At 43.0% G+C, this 19,002-nt stretch carries 17 protein-coding genes; 10 read left to right on the top strand and 7 right to left on the bottom strand.

What is annotated here, in order from left to right; translation table 11 throughout:
• Nucleotides 1-113 precede the first annotated feature (113 nt).
• The 4 genes from ACHUFV_RS22840 (at nt 114) to ACHUFV_RS22855 (ending at nt 4,200) form a co-directional block, all read left to right on the top strand.
• A complete protein-coding gene (locus ACHUFV_RS22840; RefSeq protein ID WP_394238199.1) occupies nt 114-1,754 on the top strand; it encodes a catalase in 1,641 nt (546 codons plus the stop codon).
• 214 nt (nt 1,755-1,968) lie between these two features.
• Nucleotides 1,969-2,739, top strand: a complete 771-nt coding sequence (locus ACHUFV_RS22845) for a DUF2935 domain-containing protein (RefSeq protein WP_394238201.1) — start codon at nt 1,969-1,971, stop codon at nt 2,737-2,739.
• A 215-nt stretch (nt 2,740-2,954) separates the two neighbouring features.
• Nucleotides 2,955-3,482, top strand: coding sequence for a hypothetical protein (locus ACHUFV_RS22850; RefSeq protein ID WP_394238203.1), 528 nt, complete (start codon nt 2,955-2,957; stop codon nt 3,480-3,482).
• A gap of 163 nt (nt 3,483-3,645) precedes the next feature.
• Nucleotides 3,646-4,200, top strand: a complete 555-nt coding sequence (locus tag ACHUFV_RS22855; protein WP_394238205.1) for an NUDIX domain-containing protein — start codon at nt 3,646-3,648, stop codon at nt 4,198-4,200.
• 88 nt (nt 4,201-4,288) lie between these two features.
• Here the strand turns inward: ACHUFV_RS22855 and ACHUFV_RS22860 are convergent, their stop codons facing one another.
• The 3 genes from ACHUFV_RS22860 to ACHUFV_RS22870 form a co-directional block, all read right to left on the bottom strand.
• Nucleotides 4,289-4,738, bottom strand: coding sequence for a CBO0543 family protein (locus tag ACHUFV_RS22860; protein ID WP_394238207.1), 450 nt, complete (start codon nt 4,736-4,738; stop codon nt 4,289-4,291).
• Nucleotides 4,739-4,786: 48 nt separating this feature from the next.
• On the bottom strand, nt 4,787-5,293 hold the full coding sequence (locus ACHUFV_RS22865) for a CBO0543 family protein (protein ID WP_394238208.1): 507 nt from the start codon (nt 5,291-5,293) through the stop codon (nt 4,787-4,789).
• A 245-nt stretch (nt 5,294-5,538) separates the two neighbouring features.
• Nucleotides 5,539-7,719, bottom strand: coding sequence for a beta-glucosidase family protein (locus ACHUFV_RS22870; protein ID WP_394238209.1), 2,181 nt, complete (start codon nt 7,717-7,719; stop codon nt 5,539-5,541).
• A gap of 447 nt (nt 7,720-8,166) precedes the next feature.
• Here ACHUFV_RS22870 and ACHUFV_RS22875 point away from each other — a divergent pair, with 447 nt between their 5' ends.
• The 3 genes from ACHUFV_RS22875 to ACHUFV_RS22885 all read left to right on the top strand — a co-directional run bounded on the left by ACHUFV_RS22875 (nt 8,167) and on the right by ACHUFV_RS22885 (nt 12,238).
• Nucleotides 8,167-9,888: a hypothetical protein gene (locus ACHUFV_RS22875; RefSeq protein ID WP_394238211.1), complete on the top strand. Its 1,722-nt coding sequence runs from the start codon at nt 8,167-8,169 to the stop codon at nt 9,886-9,888.
• 306 nt (nt 9,889-10,194) lie between these two features.
• The gene (locus tag ACHUFV_RS22880) at nt 10,195-12,003 is read left to right on the top strand and encodes an S-layer homology domain-containing protein (protein ID WP_394238213.1); all 1,809 of its coding nucleotides are present in this window, start codon (nt 10,195-10,197) and stop codon (nt 12,001-12,003) included.
• Nucleotides 11,990-12,238 (top strand): DUF3006 domain-containing protein, encoded by a 249-nt coding sequence (locus tag ACHUFV_RS22885; protein ID WP_394238215.1) that lies wholly within the window; start codon nt 11,990-11,992, stop codon nt 12,236-12,238. The genes ACHUFV_RS22880 and ACHUFV_RS22885 overlap by 14 nt, the downstream gene beginning before the upstream one ends.
• Before the next feature lie 657 nt (nt 12,239-12,895).
• Here ACHUFV_RS22885 and ACHUFV_RS22890 read toward each other — a convergent pair.
• Together ACHUFV_RS22890 and ACHUFV_RS22895 are read right to left on the bottom strand one after the other, a co-directional pair.
• The gene (locus ACHUFV_RS22890; protein ID WP_394238217.1) at nt 12,896-13,618 is read right to left on the bottom strand and encodes a hypothetical protein; all 723 of its coding nucleotides are present in this window, start codon (nt 13,616-13,618) and stop codon (nt 12,896-12,898) included.
• Between the two features lie 405 nt (nt 13,619-14,023).
• A complete protein-coding gene (locus tag ACHUFV_RS22895; protein ID WP_394238219.1) occupies nt 14,024-14,764 on the bottom strand; it encodes a hypothetical protein in 741 nt (246 codons plus the stop codon).
• A 277-nt stretch (nt 14,765-15,041) separates the two neighbouring features.
• Here ACHUFV_RS22895 and ACHUFV_RS22900 point away from each other — a divergent pair, with 277 nt between their 5' ends.
• Complete coding sequence (locus tag ACHUFV_RS22900; RefSeq protein ID WP_394238221.1) at nt 15,042-15,308, top strand: hypothetical protein; 267 nt, start codon at nt 15,042-15,044, stop codon at nt 15,306-15,308.
• Nucleotides 15,308-15,589, top strand: coding sequence for a hypothetical protein (locus tag ACHUFV_RS22905; RefSeq protein ID WP_394238223.1), 282 nt, complete (start codon nt 15,308-15,310; stop codon nt 15,587-15,589). The genes ACHUFV_RS22900 and ACHUFV_RS22905 overlap by 1 nt, the downstream gene beginning before the upstream one ends.
• A 156-nt stretch (nt 15,590-15,745) precedes the next feature.
• Here the strand turns inward: ACHUFV_RS22905 and ACHUFV_RS22910 are convergent, their stop codons facing one another.
• A complete protein-coding gene (locus tag ACHUFV_RS22910; RefSeq protein ID WP_394238225.1) occupies nt 15,746-16,081 on the bottom strand; it encodes a L,D-transpeptidase in 336 nt (111 codons plus the stop codon).
• A 1,105-nt stretch (nt 16,082-17,186) separates the two neighbouring features.
• Nucleotides 17,187-18,329: a C40 family peptidase gene (locus tag ACHUFV_RS22915; protein WP_463516578.1), complete on the bottom strand. Its 1,143-nt coding sequence runs from the start codon at nt 18,327-18,329 to the stop codon at nt 17,187-17,189.
• Nucleotides 18,330-18,604: 275 nt separating this feature from the next.
• On the opposite strand from ACHUFV_RS22915, the gene ACHUFV_RS22920 reads away from it, so the two are divergent.
• Entirely contained in the window at nt 18,605-18,865 is a 261-nt protein-coding gene (locus tag ACHUFV_RS22920; protein WP_394238229.1) for a hypothetical protein, read from the top strand.
• The last annotated feature ends 137 nt before the right edge of the window (nt 18,866-19,002 follow it).

Raw genomic sequence — 19,002 nt, forward strand, 5'->3', positions numbered from 1 at the left:
TTTTTATCAGTGTTTCCTCCTTATTGAACCGGACAGGTTAGTTTGCAAAAATAGTATATTTTTTCCAATAAAGGGTAAAAGAAGTAGGTGATTAATTCAAGGAGGGGTTCATGATGAAGGAGAACCAGAATAAGGATGCTTCAACCAATCAGGACGTGGAGCGTGAAACACTGACAACAAGGCAGGGGCATCCTGTGTCGGATAATCAAAATATCCGGACAATTGGTGATCGCGGTCCAGCGACGCTTGAGAATTATCATTTCATTGAAAAAATCTCCCATTTCGACCGGGAGGAGATTCCGGAGCGGGTCGTTCACGCACGCGGGTCCGGGGCCTTTGGCTATTTTGAAACATACGGAAAAGTCGGGGATGAGCCGGTTGAAAAGTATACGCGTGCGAAGGTCTTTTCGGGTGCAGGGAAGAAAACGCCACTTATGGTGCGCTTCTCCACAGTAGCGGGTTCGAAGGATTCACCAGAAACAGCACGTGACCCGCGCGGCTTTGCGGTCAAAATGTATACGGAGGATGGCAACTGGGATTTGGTTGGGAACAACCTGAAAATTTTCTTTATCCGTGATGCGATGAAATTCCCTGACATGATTCATGCGTTTAAAGCCGATCCGGCCTCTAACGTGCCTAATCCACAGCGGATGTTTGATTTCGTTTCCCGCACACCAGAGGCAACGCATATGATTACATTCCTCTTCTCTCCATGGGGGATTCCCGCGACCTACCGCCACATGCAGGGCTCCGGGGTCAACACCTATAAATGGGTCAACGCAAAGGGTGAGGCTGTTCTGGTAAAATACCACTGGGAACCGAAGCAGGGAATCCGAAACCTAACGCAGGAAGAGGCAAATGAGATTCAAGCGAAAAACGTCGGACATGCGACACAGGATTTATATGAAGCCATTGAGCGCGGTGATTACCCGGAATGGGAGCTTTTCGTTCAAATCATGGAGGATGATTACCATCCGGAGCTCGATTTTGATCCGCTTGATGATACCAAGCTTTGGCCGGAGGAACAATTCCCGTGGCTGCCAGTCGGTCGGATGGTACTTGATCGCAATCCAGTGGATTTCCACGCGGAGATTGAGCAGGCTGCCTTTGGTACAGGGGTTCTTGTCGATGGGATGGATTTTTCAGATGATAAAATGCTTCAGGGCCGCACCTTTTCTTACTCGGATACACAGCGCTATCGCATAGGGGCGAACTATTTAAAACTACCTGTAAATGCACCAAAAGCCCCTGTGCGCACGAACCAGCACCGCGGCCAAATGGATATACGCGATCCGAAGGAGTCTGGAGAAAATCCACATATCAACTATGAGCCTTCATTAATCGGCGGCTTTAAGGAAGCAAGCACAGAAAATCGGACACCGCACCAGCCAATGTATAATGCAGCGGCGATGAGTGCGCCAATTGATCGTCCAAACAACTACGGGCAGGCCGGCCATACATACCGCAGCTTAGAGGATTGGGAGCGCGATGAACTGATTAAAAATCTATCCGAAGCGCTTGCCGTGTGCGACCAACGAATTCAAGCTGCCATGATTGACCACTTCACACAAGCCGATGAGGACTATGGACTCCGTGTAAAAGAAGGCATCGAAAAAGTAATGAAGGAACTGAAGCAGGAAAACAAAGTCCCAGGCCGCGAATCAGGCCAGTCGAAATACGGTCAAGGAACCTTAGCAGAGAATGAAGCAACAAAAGAGGCTGTAAACAAAAGCCACGAAGCCGATCCATATTAATATAGAATAAAAAGGGCTGTCGGAAAGTCGGTGAAAACCAACTAACTGACACCTCTTTTTTTATAACAGTGTCCATACATGGTGTCAGGCACCATGTATGGACACAATCCGTCCGGAGTGCACAGTATCCTCCTGCCCGAAAAATGGTATTAATAAATCCCTTCACTCCCGAATAAAGTGATACGACGTCAACTATGAAGGAGATGGATTCCGTTTGAGTAACCATTTGAACGCAGCGGTTTTTGAGCATCAATTTTGGCTCCAGGTACTGGGGGACCATTCCCGGTTTATACGTGATTCATTATATGCGTCCCAGCAGGAGGACATTGCCAAGGCGATTCATTTTATCGAGCAGTTTGATCATCATCTCATGCAGGCAAATTTTCTGAATCAATCAAACCTTGTTCCTTTTTCCGCAGCGGTTGAAGAAGTGGTCAACCAATTGAAGGACTTTAAGCTTTCCATCTTAAGCAGGCATCTGACGGGTCAAATGGGCATCCATCTCACGCCAACCTTCATCAATCATATGGTGAATGAATTGGAAGAATACCAGCGAGTGTTATCCTACCTGAAGCAGGGCCAGGCACCGCCAATATGTCACGAGCTGCACCACCATTTAATTTGGCTGGTGGATGCTGCCGGCCATGCAGGCGCGATTAACGATCTAATGGATGCAGTGGAAAAAAGGCTGAAGAAACAAAGCCATAAGTTCACCAAACACTTTGAGCAATTTTATTTAAAAGCAGTGGAGCTAACCGGATATCTGCGCACCAATATCCACCACTTTCCTGCTTTAAACCGATTTACACATGAAGTCGAGCTAGAAATGAATCTATTTATGACCTTTTTAAAAGAGCTGGAGGAGCTGGAGCTAAGCGCCGAAGTCCTCAGCACGTTCACACCATCGATGGCGGACCATATGTATCGAGAGGAGCAGTATTACTTAATGAAGCTTGCCGAATCCTACAGGTCAGACAGCATATAGATTCATCTTTTAAAAAGCCCTGTTTCATGACACAGGGCTTATTTTGGTTATTACTGATAGTGTAAGGATCAAATGTATCTTCACTTTCTTCCTATTTAAATGATTCTCCGCTTCACACCATTTCCATAAATTTAATTAATTTTACCCAATAAAAATGCCCTTACGAATCACCGCTTGTCTAATAAGATATTAAGAATGAAAAAGGAGTGATTAGTATGAATTTTAAACTTCATGACCATGAAGATGACAATATGAAAAAGGGTGAAAAAGGAGAAATGGAAAAGGGCAAGAAGAAACCAGAAAAGCTAGAAAAACCGAAGAAACCAGGGAAACCAGAAAAGCCAGAAAAACCGAAGAAGCCAGGGAAACCAGAGAAACCGGAAAAGCCAGAGAAAATGAAGAAACAGAAGAAAAAAGAAAAAGAAGAAAAGTCTGGTAAGAAAAAAGAAAAAGAAGAAAAATCCGGTAAGAAAAAAGAAAAAGAAGAAAAATCCGGTAAGAAAAAAGAAAAAGAAGAAAAATCCGGTAAGGATAAAGGAAAAGAAGATAAATCCGGTAAAGAAAAAGAGAAAGAAAACAAATCTAATAAGGATAAAGAAAAAGAAAACAAATCTAATAAGGATAAAGAAAAAGAAAACAAATCCAATAAGGACAAAGAAAATAAGTCTAATAAAGATAAAGATAAAGATAAAGAAAGCAGCTCAAATCAGGAAAAAGAAAATAACTCAAATAAAGAAAAATAACATGAATTAGAAATCCAACCCCGTTTAAATAGGACGGGGTTAGTGTTTTCTTTAGCAATCTTTTTTTACATAAAGCAAATAATGCTAATGACAAGAACTTTGTATGTACTATACAATTATAATCAACTAAAAAGCAGCAAGAATGAGTTTGGAGATGAATTAGATGAATAGCAACTTTTGCATGAACTGTGGACAAGCTTTGGAGGATAGAGAAATTGGGGGAGAGGTGCGACGTGCTTGCCCGGAATGCTCCTTTGTTCATTGGGGCAATTATAGCGTCGGCGTCGGGGCGTTAGTAATGAAGGACAATAAGCTATTATTAGTTCGCCGGATGCACGATCCTGGGAAGGGAAAGTGGACAAATCCAGGCGGGTTCATTGAGCAGCACGAAACAATTGAATCGACAATTGTCCGTGAAGTCATGGAGGAAACAGGCGTAACCGTCAAAGTGAACCGAATCATTGGTCTTGGCGATAAACCTGGAAGCGTCCATCATACATACATCACGTTTGTCATGGATTATGTTAGCGGTGAACCGAAAGCAGATGGGATTGAAGTGGACAAGGCAGGCTTCTATTCCATTGAAGAAATGAAGGAACTTAACGTAGCCGATTTCACCTGGAGGCTCGCTCAACTAGTTATAAATGACAACCATCAAGGTTTTCAATTAAATGAAAAAATAAACGCTCCGGCCAACGGTTATCGATTGTGGAGATAGAACCAGGGGGACGGGTCCCTCGGTTCGCCTCCACAGACATTTAGACTGGCAGAGAGTTCGTATTGAGCCAAGGAACCCGTCTCCGTGGCTAAGACTTCATCAACCTGCGCACCAGTTTTAAGTTAGCATAAAGAATGTAAAATATAATGGGGTAGAGCATGGCGGAATACCAGAGTTTCCAAGTCGTATAGTAAAAGAAGTTGGTTTGCAATGAAATCCATTCGAAGCATATTGAAAACAAGGACCAGCCTAAGATGTAGTATGATTTTGCTGCAACACTTTTATCAAAAGGAAAAAAGTTTAAAAACAGAGTGCTAATGGAGGGATAGATAAGCAGCTGAGCTAAAAACCCTAAGTATTGCAATCCTTCTGAAACAAAGCCATACAGGTTAAGCTTCACATCCAAAAGATCGTCAGTGATTCTCCCAAAATTAAACGCAAAAAAGCAAGTTGCATAAATCTCAATCTTCTTTAGCCGCTTCGGCATAAAGATAGCGATTATATTGAAAATAACTAAACAAATAAATATATAGATCATAATGAAGTCAGCTACTTTCAGTAATTAATTTTCTTCTATTAAAAACCTCTATTTAAAATCACTCATTTTCACATCAAAAATAATCAGTAACGAAATGATAATGACAACGGATAGAAACCAAGCAAGCAGAGGACGTTTGTGGTGAACAGGCAAAATGAAAAAAATGACTCCAGTAAATAATACCGACCATGAAATATTCCATCCATTATGATAAGTGATAAAGCCCAATTGGTAATTGATATACTCAATCACTACATAGAATCCTGACCATAACAAAAACCATAGAACCCGTTTCTTCCATTCCTTAGGAAACCGGCCGAGATATATTAATACAGTGACAGAATAGGAAACAACCATGGCTATAAGGGTAACCAAAGTATGATTCGGTAAGAGTAAGTCATGGAATAACCACATCGACTTTTGATAAAGAAGAAAATTGTATAGAAAATCTCCAAGAATGAAGAAAAGAATGGTAGGATAATACATTCTCCAATTCCGCCAGTCTCCCCATACATACCCAGCAATTAGATAGAAAGCATTTATGAACAAATACATAGCATCATTCCCTTTAGGATATAATGATTATATTTTGTGGGAATGCGCTAATTTATTCGTAACCTAGGTTATTTCTGGTGAGCCACGGACGAGCCGCGGGTACGGGTCCCTCGTCCCACTGCCAGAAATAATCGAGCCAAGGAACCCGTCCCCGTGGCTACTATGTCGTCTATTTCGGCTAAGTATGCAACAAAAAAGGATTGAATCCTACTGAGAATTCAATCCTTCTATCTATTACTATTCAGTTATTCAACGATTACCGTTTCTTTGTATGGCGTATTTTCGCTAGATGTACCAAGATATACAGTGTACTCGCCAGGCTTCACTACGAAGTCGTGGTCGTAGTAGTCCCATACACTCATCGGATGGTTCGTCGAGTTCGGGTCAATCGTGAGGGTAACTTCACGTGACTCACTAGGCTCGAGGTAAACCTTCTGGAACCCAACAAGACGCTTAGGTGGCTGTCCTTTGACAGGGATGCCTAGATATACCTGAACAACCTCAGCTCCAGCAACCTTTCCTGTATTGGTTACGGTCACATTTACCGTGATAGGGGACTGGCCATCCGTTTGTGATGGTGTTACTGAGAATCCAGAAAGCTCAAAGGACGTGTAGGATAGGCCGTACCCAAACGGGAATAACGGCTTAATTTCTTGGGACTGGAACCAGCGGTAGCCCATGTTGAGTCCCTCAGAATAACGGATAACCGGGAAGCCATTACCTTCATCGGTACCAGGATAGCGCTCAGGGCTGTCTGCGTACAAAAGATCGCCCTCGGAAGCTGCATAGGTTGTAGGCACCTTGCCTGATGGATTGACAACACCGAAGAGTAAGTCGGCAACGACGTGACCATCTTCAGTGCCTTGGTTCCATGCTTCAAGAATCGCTTTAGCCTTGGCGATCCATGGCATCATCACAGGACTGCTGTCTTTCATAACGACAACCGTTTGCGGATTGATTTCCAGTAGCTCGTCGACCATACGATTCTGATCGTTCAGCATGTTCGGACTAGGTAAATCAGCGCCTTCAGTGGCAACCAAGCCGGCCATTAGAATCACCACGTCAGCTTCAGTGGCTGCCGATTTGGCTTCTTCTAGGTTCGACAGATCTTTGGCGACAGTGACCTTGCTGACCTTCGTATCCGAACCAAGACCTTGCAGGACATTCTGCATGCCTTCTACCGGTGGTACAGTGTAGAGCGGAGTGACCTTGGATGAGCCGCCACCGCCATTGCAGGCATCATCAACGAACTCAGACTGACCGATGATCACGATAGAGCCATAGGCTTTCGGATCAAGCGGCAGCATCTGGCCTTCATTTTTCAGAAGAACAGCTGTCTGGGAGCCGATTTTCCGAGAGATGGCACCATGACCCTTTGCATCGATCTCACCTGGATTGTAAGGACGCTCGAACTGTCCGAAACGGAACATCTGCGTGTAGCGGCGAATCAGTGCACGGTCGACGGTTTGGATCTCAAGGCTTGTGTCCTCAAGGGCATTCTTGACATTCGTCTCGTTTAACCACTTGGCGTCAGGCATTTCATGGTCCATACCAGCGTTCAACGATCCGGCAGCAGAGCGGCATGACCAGAAATCAGATTGCACGTAACCTTGGAAACCCCACTCGTCACGAAGAATATCGTTAAGGATATAGCGGTTTTCAGTTGCGTAGACACCACGAACGCGGTTGTAGGCGCTCATGATTGCAGCGATGTCACCATCCTTGACCAACATTTCGAACGGAAGCAGGTAAAGCTCGCGCAATACGTGCTCGTCCACCTCGACACTAGTGCGGAAGCGCTCGTACTCCTGATCATTAACCACATAATGCTTACCCATGGCAATAATGCCGTGTTTTTGGATGGCCTTCGTAACCTCGACGCCCATCACCCCGGAAAGGTACGGATCTTCTGAAAAATATTCAAAGTTACGGCCAGCAATCGGTGTTCGATGTAGACAAACGCCCGGTCCTTCAAGCACATGTTGGCCAAGCGTCGCAGTCTCAGAGCCAATGATGTCGCCGTACTCACGTGCAAGCCCAGGATCAAAACCAGCAGCAAGACCAATGGACATCGGTAATGCGGTAGCGGATGGGCTCGGATGTCCGTCGCCCATACCTACGCCTACAGGGCCGTTGGTAATGCGAAAGCGTGGAATTCCTAACTCCTCAATCCCCTTTACATGACGCTGTACTTGAATCTGGGCCATAAGCTGATCTTGCTCCTCCGCGCTCATAGCATTGATTTCATCTGCAGACGGCAAGGCATAGATGTTGATTGTCTCCATCGCACCGTGAAGCTGAGCGATTTTTTGCTCCAAAGTCATAGCGGCTACGAGCTTCTCCGCACGCTCACGTGGTGACAATGACTTGTCCATCCATGGAAACTGTCCATTCTTTTCTGTATCAGTATGATGTTGATTAGTCATGTAGAACGCTCCCCACACAATATTTTTACTAATAATAGTAGTATTTGAACTGCTTTTTCTTTTAAAAAAAACGCTTACATAGTAAAGGTACCTGGATGTTCTTCAAAGATTATAGGATACTCCAATCGGTGTTAATCCTTTTTATAAGGTATCCTTTCACACATTATATTATTTTTCTTAGACCCTTTATCGTACTATTTTTTCTTCATTAGTAAATATTTGATTACTTTAGTGGCGATGGATTGGAAATATCCGCTTTTTAAAAGAAGGAGGTCTTCGCAAAAGAAAAGAGGGAATGGGGTGGTTGTCTTAAAGAATTTAGGTTAAAAACTGGGACACAGTCTCATCGCCTACTTTATATCCAATTAAAACTATTAATCTACAACTTTAACAATTTTCCAATTTTTTCAGTTATTATAGTAGTAAAGGAAAAAAGGGGGAAAGACCATGAAAAGGAGCTCAATTACTCTAGGCATCCTGCTGTTTCTTATGGCTCCAACTACTACACTCGCACAAGAGCCAAGTAATAATGCATCACAAACACCAATGGCCGCTGTGGAAACAGAAACACCGAATACTCCGGCAGAGGTCCAAGCAAATGAAGGACTGTCAACAGATCTACAAACAAACGACAACACAGCAATCGTAGAGCCGCAGTCTGCAACAGAAAATGAGCAGAACGCGAATACCCAATCGGACTCTGTAACAGTAGAGGAACCAGCGGCAAATGCAGAAACAGAGCAGCCAGCAGTCTCCGAACCTATAAAGGAAAGCGAGAATGCTGTAGCAACAGGCTGGCAGGAGAGGGATGGGCAATGGTACTACTATGATGAAAGTGGCAGCCTATTGGCCAATCAATGGATACAAGATAACAGCACCTGGTTTTATGTGCAGGAAGACGGGGCAAGGGTTTCAAACCGTACAATGGACATCAATGGAAAAGGTTATTTCTTTGACACGGACGGATCCATGGCCTCCAATGGCTGGGCGACAGACGGAAACTACTGGTATTATGCAAGAGAAGATGGTACTTTGTGGACCGGTTGGTTTGACTATAATGGGCAAAAATATTTCTTAGGTGAATTCCAATATAATGGTTACGGCGGCCCCTATGGATATACCATGAGAACAGGGCATTTGAAAATTGAAGAGAAACATTATTACTTCGATTCCAGCGGTGCCTTGGTGTCAAATATCGGTTGGCTTCAGGATGCAAATAACAATTCTTATTACTATGGAAATGGGGACGGGTCACTTTATACTGGCTGGCTGTTCAATAACGGTCAGTGGTACTACATGAATCCCACCATGTATAGCAATACACAAGCGGAGATTAACGGGAAAACTTACCACTTCAACCAAGATGGTGTGATGGCTTCTAATCGCTGGGTGATGTATGGTTATTGGAACTATGCTAAGGAAAATGGAGAGCTGCATACCGGATGGCTGTTCGATAACGGTCGTTGGTATCACCTTGGTAGGTATATTGATAACCCATATTATTATATGTACCCTGACTACTACCCAAGATATATATATCACCCATACTACATGGCAACGGGTCAATGTATCATTGATGGGAAGCTTTATTTCTTTGATTCAAGCGGTGCTATGGTTACGACAACCGGCTGGTTCAAAAACGATAATAATTGGTATTACGGAAACGGCGACGGTACCTTATATATCGGGTGGCAATTCGATAACGGCTATTGGTACTACTTAAATGGGTCTATGTATAAAAACACATATGCATCAATAAATGGGAAAACCTACTTTTTTGATAAAAGTGGTGCCATGGCTACGAATGGCTGGGTGACAGATGACTATTCTTGGTTCTATGCACTGAATAGCGGTGAGCTGTATGCAGGATGGCTATCTTATGGCGGCAACTCTTATCTCTTGGATGATTCAGGGAGAATGGTAACGGGCTGGCTACCTCGCGACAACAAATGGTACTTTTTAGATTCATCTGGTGCCATGAAAACAGGTTGGGTTCATTCCGGCTACAGCTGGTATTACATGGACAGCTCAGGTGCGATGCAAACTGGATGGCTTACAATCGACGGACAAAAGTATTATTTTGATGAATCAGGCGCAAGAGTGACAGGGTATAAAACCATCGACTCAAAGGAACATTACTTTGATTCCGTTGGTGTTTTGCAATATTAAAAACAGGATGAATCACACATACGTTGTACATTAGGCCGATTTCCTAAGAAATCGGCTTTTTGGTCCGCGGAGACAGACCATTATGTCAAAAGACCATGGTCCGCCTTTCTAAACCACGGAACCCGCTTGGCTCTCCCCATAACCTACCATTAATATCTTTGCATATAAGTGTGTATGCTATATCTAAAATCGGAGAGAGACCATGGAATAGGACCCATGACCCGTTTGATGGACTGGGCCATGGTGTCTGTCCCCATGGTATGTTAGGAAGGATACTGAAACGAACGGAGAAAAGGAGATGAATATTTGAAAAGGATTTTCTCTTATCTATTGATTGCCCTGATGATGTTCTCGAGTGTGGGTATGAGGGAGGCAAAAGCAGAAACAATATTTACAGATTTAGGGAACTATTCATGGGCTGATGAAGCCATTTACTATTTATATGACAAGAAAATTATCGGCGGATATGGAAATGGTCTATTCGGACCTGGAGACAATATTACGAGAGAACAGGCCGCTCTTATGCTTGTGCGAGAATTATACCCAAATGAAAAAAGCAAAACGAAATTGGAATTTACAGATGTATCGTCAACAAGTGACTATTACAATGCCATTGCAGTTGCAGTAGACCATAAGCTTTTTGGCGGTTATGATGACAATACATTTAAGCCAGGGAATCAAATCACACGAGCGGAAACGGCAAAGATTCTAACAGTTGCTTATGGATTAACAGGGGATAATGCTGATTTTATCGATACAGCAGATGCTCCGTGGGCAAAGGATTTTATTAATGCATTAGCATCCAATCGAATCGCGCTTGGATATCCTGATAGAACCTTTAAGCCCAATAACTCGATTTCCAGAGCAGAATTTTCCTTATTAGTAGCGCGTGTGTTAGATGATCGGTTTAAGCAGGAACCGGCTGAATCGACTCCGGCTGAGCAGGAGCCTGCTGAAGTAAATCCGGTCGATCCACAAAACCCAACCGAACAGGAACAGGCACCATATGAACCCGTACCAACAGAGCCATTACCGGAAATGAAAGTCAGCTTTTTGGATGTGGGTGAAGGCGATGCGATTTTAATTGAATATGCCAATGGGAAAAAGACTTTGATTGATGCCGGACGCTCGGACTCTGTAATTGAATCAGCATTAGCAGCTGAGGGAGTCACACATATTGATACGCTTATTGCCACGCATCCGGATGCCGATCATATTGGCGGTGCGGACTATGTAATTCAAAATTATGGCGTAATAAAAGTGATTGACGGTGGTCAAGTTCATACAACACGGGCCTTCACCGATTATTTACAAGCAGCTGATACAAGTGGTGCTTCTTTTGAAACCGCTGAAATTGGAGACAATTTGTCAGATGACCCGAACGCGGTGGCAAATGTCCTATTTGTCGATCATCAAGCGGCTGATTTAAATGATGGCTCCATCGTTATTAAGCTGTCATACGGCGATGTATCTTTTTTACTCACGGGAGATGCGGGGCATAAGGTAGAGAATGAACTAATGAATCAATACAGTTATCAAGAATTACAAGCAAACTTTTTAAAGGCTTCTCATCACGGTTCAAATACAGGGACAAGCCGGGATTTCCTTTCTGCAGTAGCTGCAGGCGGTGTCATTTTATCCTACGGGGAAAACCCATATGGACACCCTTCTGAGGAAGTGCTTCGAGACTTACTAGACTATGGTGCTGAGATCTATTCAACCTTTTACCAAGGAACTGTGAGCTTTGGAACCGACGGGCAGTCCACCTTGCTTTATGACTATATAGAAGAACCTTTTTATACCCTTGAACCAATCCCGCATCCTTACCTGTATCGTGTGGATTTAGATAATGAATACGTTCTTATTCATAATGATACAAACGAAGCGGTAGATATGTCTGGATGGTATATAATCAGTGTAGAAGGGAACCAGAAATATGTGTTTCCTAACGGCACAGTTATCCAACCAGTAGACGATATTGCGGTAGTGTCAGGGCCTGAGGCTTTCGCAGGAGAGGATCAATATGTATGGACAACAGAGAATATTTGGAACAACAGCGGAGATTCCGCACTGCTCTATAATGCCAAAGGAGAGCTAATGAGTGAAATCAGGTAAATACGTAATTGAATCCATTGAAAATGGTTTAGTGAAATTGCTCTTTTCAGATGATGAGACAATTGAAACGCTAGTTGAGGTCGATCAACTCAAACATCCAGTTAAACCGGGTGATGTACTCTATATAAAAATAGAGAATGGAAAATGGACGTCAAATCCTCTTCCTGTTGAAACGGAAAAACGAAGAGCGCAAGCCAAAGCACTGCTTGAAAAGCTAAAAAATAAAAGCCAATAAACGAAGCCCTTAATCTTATGATTAAGTAGTTTCGATAACAGGAGAAAATCTAAAATCGCAGCTCAAATAACATAAGATTTCGTATCATGAAATAGCAAGTAAATAACAATATAACTAGCACACAAAAAAGCTTGGGATTTTTCCCAAGCTTTTATCTTTAAGTATGTAAGGAAAAGTTGTAGCAGTTCATTAAACGCTAAGGTGAGAATGTTAGATAAGTGGAGAAATTTCTCTTAATTAAGAAATAACACCGAAAATAGCCTAAATAGACGGAAGGATTCCGACTATTGACTTGAAAAACGCCAAAATGGATCATTTTGCTTTGTGTAATCGGAAAACCTCCGCTTATTTGATTATCTCCGGTTACCTATTTCCGTAAAAAAGCAACACAGCAAATCGCGACGAATTAAAATAGTTATAGCACGAGACAACAATTATTATCAATAGGTTTTTTAGGTTGCAATTTTGCTCTTTAATGAAAGTGTAAAGAGGAAAATAAGAGACCAAATCATATATGATTTAGTCTGCTAATGAACATACTATTTGGTATGTTTCTCCACTGAAACGGAACTACTTATCATATGATTAATGGCTTTTTTGCAGTCCGCGGGCACAGATCCAATTGGTTTTCCGAGTCAAGGTACCCGTCTGGTTCACCTAACTTCTAGTCAGCAGTGAAAACCATTTTCTTTGGACGTCTGATTTATGGCGTTTCAATCGTTTACTTGCAATTGGAAATATCTGAAACACAGACATGTTAGGGTACTCTTCGGTTACGATTTTGGTCAATAACGCTTCCTCTGCTTCCGTCCAATTATTGCCTTGCTCCTGTTTAATCTGATTCACTTGATCCCTGTAGCGTTGGTCAACCTTGGTGTACCAGTAGGTTGAACATCTGGCAGGAGAGATTCCAATTTCTTCTGCTACTTTTTCAAAAATAGAGGCAAGTGTTTTGGCCTCCTTCGTGCCATTGATAACCGACTGAATCAGCAGCGACTCTTTTTTCTCATCCCAGTTAGCCGGATAGTTTTTTTCTTTTACCAGACGGGATTGTACAGTTCGCTCCTGCTGCCATTCCTGATTCGATTCATTGTATTTTTCAAAGTAGGTCTCAAACCATCGTTGATACACATTCATGGTCGAAATCGGATACTCAAAGGCTGCCTTTTGAAGCATAGTCGCGTATGTCGTAAACACCGTCCAATATCCATCGGTACCCACACCCTGCCATCCGCCTGATTGAAACATTTTGAACATATCTTCCGTCCATCGCATATACGGTTGATTGAAGGAGAACATCTCTCCAAATTTCTGTTGCCCCATTCCATAATTCGTGGGGACCTGTGGTAATTGATAAAACAGCCTGAAAGTATCAAACATATGAGAACAACCCCTTTAGTAAAAATGAAATCCTCTTCCTGTTATAAAAACACTCTGTCCTATTGCTATTCCTGAAACAATCTAAATAGAACCTCCAAAGGCTGAAAGGTTGTCCTTCTGTTATATTTGGTAAATGAAGGTACGCGGGGAGGCTAGAACCCCTAAAAGGAAACAAGGTGAAGCGAAATCAGCTCTTGGCAAATCGCCGAAGAGGTTAGAATGTGTATAGCGAGGAAAACGCGGAGCAAAGAAAAAAAGCGCGGTTGGGTGGATAAATTGACAGGTAAGAGCTAAATCAAGAAAGCTCATTCAATGAGGGGCCTTAACCTCAAGTAAGGCCCCCATGTTTCAAGGTTCTTCAATCCTTAATGAGCCACGGTACCCGTCCCCGTGGCTCTCAATGACTTAACTCATTCGTTTAATTCCTTGCTGATCTCTTGTTAGAAGGGAGAACCATTTTCTTTGGACATCAGTTTTATGGCGTTTTAACCTTCTGCTCGCGATAGGGAACGTCTGGTAAATGGACAAATGAGGATACTCCTCGGTAATGATTTTGGTTAGTAATTCCTCTTCTTCCTCTGTCCAATTCTCAGCAAGTTCCTGCTTAATCTGACTCACTTGATCTCGGTAGCTTTGCTCAACCTTTGTGTACCAATACGTTGAGCATCTCGCAGGCGATATTCCAATCTCTTCACTTACTTTTTCAAAAATAGAAGCAAGCGTCTTTGCCTCCTTGGTTCCAGTTATCACTGATTCAATAAGGATAAATTCTTTTTCTTCATCCCAATCCGCCGGATAGTTTTTCTCGTTATCCTGGGATTGTTCCTGGTGCCACTCTTGGATGACTTCACGGTATTTTTCTTGGTAGGTCCCCCACAATTGCTGATACATTTCCATAGTAGACAGGGGATACTCAATGGCTGCCTTTTGAAAAATGGTGAAATAGTTCAGGTAGAGCTTCTGATATTCAGTCATACTGCTTCCCCAATTGCTGCCGGAATAGGTAGAGAACATGTCCATCATTCCCTTTGACCACCGCATATACGGCTGATTCAGTGTAAACAGCTCTCCAAAGTTCTGTTGCCCCATACCCATTTTCGTAAAGCCTTGATATAAATGCTGAAACGCTTTTAAAGAATCAACCATGTAAGTAACAATCCCCTTTTCTCCAAAATTGGTTTTATTGTGTAAAATAGCACTAACATATGGCTATTCAAATAAATAAATATTTAGAACACATCGAAGTGAATTTGTTTGTCCACGGGGACGGATCTCATGGTCCGTTTGATTGAATAAACCACGGGCCTGTCCCCATGGCCCACCCCTCGACTACAGCAGAATAGATAATAACGATTTTGACCAGTATATTACATGAAATCGATATGGTATGATAAGGGAAAGGATCTTAACGGTGGTGATGACGATGGGAAAAATTCAATCTTCTGAAGAGCTTATGAAATACATTTCCAATATGAATAAAGACAATTCTGTATTTCAGTTTTCTATTCCAGGTAAGGGGAAATTCACATTGGTTCTCCAAGAGGAAGATGAACAATCCGTAAAGGCTGAAGCTGATGAAAGTCCTGAACTCAAACGTATGCTAAAGGAAAGCATGGAGCAGTACGAAAGTGGTAGTGGAATAACTACGACAGAATTATTAAAATCACTATCCAAAAAGGACTTTATGTGATGTATAAACGAAATGTTATTTGGCCTCCTGCTGTTAAGGAAAAACTAACTCAGTTTAGGAGTGAACGGTTTACCCCTGAAGAAACTTTTGACTTTATTTGTCAATTTATCTTGGACACGGAAGAGCTATTAAAAAATAATGTGATTGGGAAATCATATACTGAAGAATTTGGTGAATACAAGGGTATTTCAAGGATGGTAATTAAAAGGTTTAGAGTTTATTATAAATTAATTGATCATGATATAGTTATTTTGGCTGTACTATTTCCGGGCGAAAACTAAAATAGCTTTTTAAAATTTAATATATTGATAATGTCAGTGCCTCCACGGGGACGGTTCCATGACCCTCATTCTCGTTCTTAAATTCCATAATCGATCGTACAAAAATAAATGAAAGTGACTGCTGCTGCGGTCACTTTTCTTCTTATGCTATTGAAATTATTTATGAATGACAACACTGGTACCAATCGAAACTCTAGAGGATAAATCTAGAACATCATGATTAAACATCCTAATACAACCATGAGACACATTCTTACCGATTGAGGCTGGGTTATTCGTTCCATGTATACCATAATGAGGTTTTGACAATCCCATCCATAAAACTCCAAATGGTCCGCCGGGATTAGGTTGTTTATTAATAATCGTGTATGTCCCATGAGGTGAGGGTGACAACATTTTTCCAACTGCAATAGGATAAGTTTTGATCAGCCGATTTCCATCAAAAAGTTTTAATTCATGTTTCACTGTGGACACGTTAATCCATTTTGCCATGAGGGAACACTCCATTTTTTAACATAATGTATGAATTTATTCGGATATTTGTTAATGAACTAGCTGTGGGATGTGAGGACAGATTCGTTGACACGTTTTGTTTCATTTGGCCTCGGGACCAGTCCCTAAGATCAGTGTTTTTCCCACAATCTCTCATAGGTGACTTTGCTTGTCGCTGAGAGAAGTCTGATAGTGCCAGAGAGCAAAGAAAAGGGAATCCGGCCGTCACTAAGAGGGTTTGATAGTGCCCGTGAGCAAAGAAAAAGGAGTCCGGCCGTCACTAAGAGGGTTTGATAGTGCCCGAGAGCGAAGAAATGCTGGTCTGTCGGTCATAAAGAAGGTTCGATAGTGCCCGAGAGCGAAGAAACGCCGGTCTGTCGGTCACTAATAGAGATCGATAGTGCCCGAGAGTGAAGAAAAGTGAGTCCGTCGGTCACTAATAGAGGTCGATAGTGCCCGAGAGCGAAGAAACGCTGGTCTGACGGTCACTAAGAGGGTTCGATAGTGCCCGAGAGCGAAGAAAAGTTGGTCTGACGGTCACTAATAGAGGTCGATAGTGCCCGTGAGTGAAGAAAAGCTGGTCTGACGGTCACTAAGAGAGGTCGATAGTGCCCGTGAGTGAAGAAAAGCTGGTCTGACGGTCACTAAGAGAGGTCGATAGTGCCCATGAGCGAAGAAACGCCGGTCTGACGGTCACTAAGAGAGGTCGATAGTGCCCGTGAGCGAAGAAAAGTTGGTCTGACGGTCACTAAGAGAGGTCGATAGTGCCCGATAGCGAAGAAAAGTTGGTCTGACGGTCACTAAGAGAGTCTGATAGTGCCCGCGAGCGAAGAAAAATCAGTCCAACGGTCACTAAGAGAGTCTGATAGTGCCCGATAGCGAAGAAACGCCAATTTGTCGGTCACTAAGAGAGTCCGATGGTGCCCGTGAAAAGTGAAAAAATAGCTAAACGGGAACTAAGAAGCGTTATGGAACGCAGGGTACCATGTTTCATTTTCCTTAACTGAGCAACGAAACCCGTCCCTATGGCACCAATCCAAAAAGCCCAACCCTCAAACAACTGCAACCAGCTGTCCAAGAATTGGGCTCACACTCTATGTATCTCCTAATAAAACCTCTTAAAACTATCAAAATGACTCTTCCAATATACATTACTCACACTAGAGATATCCACACCATCCGAGCCGGCATGAATGAATTCACCGTTGCCGATATAGATCCCCAAATGCGAGATTCCTTTAATATATGTATCTTTGAAAAAGACCAAATCGCCGACCTGCGGTGAACTGACTTCGAACGAGCGATCATAATATCCTGCTGCGGATAGGCGGGTGATTGATTCACCAGCTTGGTTAAAGACATAGTATATAAAACCACTACAGTCAAAGCCCGCAGGTGTTTGGCCGCCAAATACGTATGGCACGCCTATCAATTTTTTAGCATGGTTCAGTACCTCAGCAATCGTTGGATTGTTCGTCGTTTCAGCTACGCTGCCTAGCGAACCTTGAGTACTGTTCGACACCGGTACAACATCTGCACTGGCCGTTCCGCTCACCTTTAGCGTCTGTCCAGCAAAAATCAAATCCGATGACAACCCGTTTAATGCCTTTAACTGCGAAATATTCAAGCCAACCTGTAGCGCAATCTTCCCTAAAGTATCCCCGCTTTTAATCACATATACGGACGTTCCTGCATTATTTGTTGTAGAAGCTTCAGTTGTAGGCGGATTCGTTTGAGGTGCTACACTCGTGCCACCTCCCACATTCAACACCTGGCCGGGATAAATCAGAGACCCTGATATCCCATTCCAGCTCTGCAGCTCACCAAGTGAAATGCCATAGCGGTTGGCAATCTTAATCAACGTATCACCGGATACAACCGTATAGGTACCGCCAGAACCTGATCCAGATGCAGGGGCTGTTGCCGTAACAGTAGGAGGTGTACTTCCTGACGCAGATACCTTCAACGTCTGTCCGGCATAAATGAGATCGCCTGAAATCCCGTTCCATGCCCGCAAATCGGTGAGTGAAATGCCGAAGCGATTGGCAATCTTACTTAGCGAATCGCCGGACACAACGGTGTAGGAAGCTCCCGAAGAACTCGGAGCCGGTGCAGGTGCCGGAGCAGCAACAGCCGGAGCAGCAGCAACAGCCGGAGCAGCTGTAACAGCCGTTCCACCCGCTTGCCCTGAATCCGGAACGTTCAAGCTTTGATTCACATAAATCTGATTAGATGTCAATCCGTTCAATTGCTTTAAATTATCAACAGTCGTACCGTGTTTTTTAGCAATGCTAAAAAGGGTCTCCCCCTTTTGGACTGTGTAAGAACCAGCCAGCGCCGTCGACGAGAAGGCAGTCGACAAGACAGCTGCAGTGGCGATCGTTGCAACCATTTTTTCCATATTGACATTCACTCCCAAAAATCACATAATATATCTTTATTCTATCATATACCCCCTGCTAAATAATAGATATTTTAAGAGATGTTAGAATATTTTGATAGATATTGCCAAATTGGTAGATTATGAGTAAGATAGAGTCATGCGTGTTTTTCATCAAACGCACCATTACGACAAATAACGACTCCAGATTGCCAACAGGGCCTAGAATGAATACAGAGAAAGGTGAGAGGATGAAAGAGCAAAAAACAGATCAAATGCAGTTATTCAAAAACCTGCTGCAAAAAATGTACGAAAAGGGAGAAAATGAGGAACGCATCTCCACAAAGGAGCTTCTGCAGGATATGGAAGGCGACCTGCGCAGTATCTTTTCACAAAATAACTGAATATCAAACATTGAACATACACCAAAGAGACGACTGGAAACCAAGCCCCGCAGGAATCACGGGCACCATCACCAGATGTCTCTTTTTTGCTATTAACTTCATTCAGCAGAAGTCCATCACTTCTGTGGTTAAGGGAT

The organism is Niallia oryzisoli (assembly GCF_043641075.1).
Lineage (GTDB): Bacteria > Bacillota > Bacilli > Bacillales > Cytobacillaceae > Bacillus_BD > Bacillus_BD oryzisoli_A.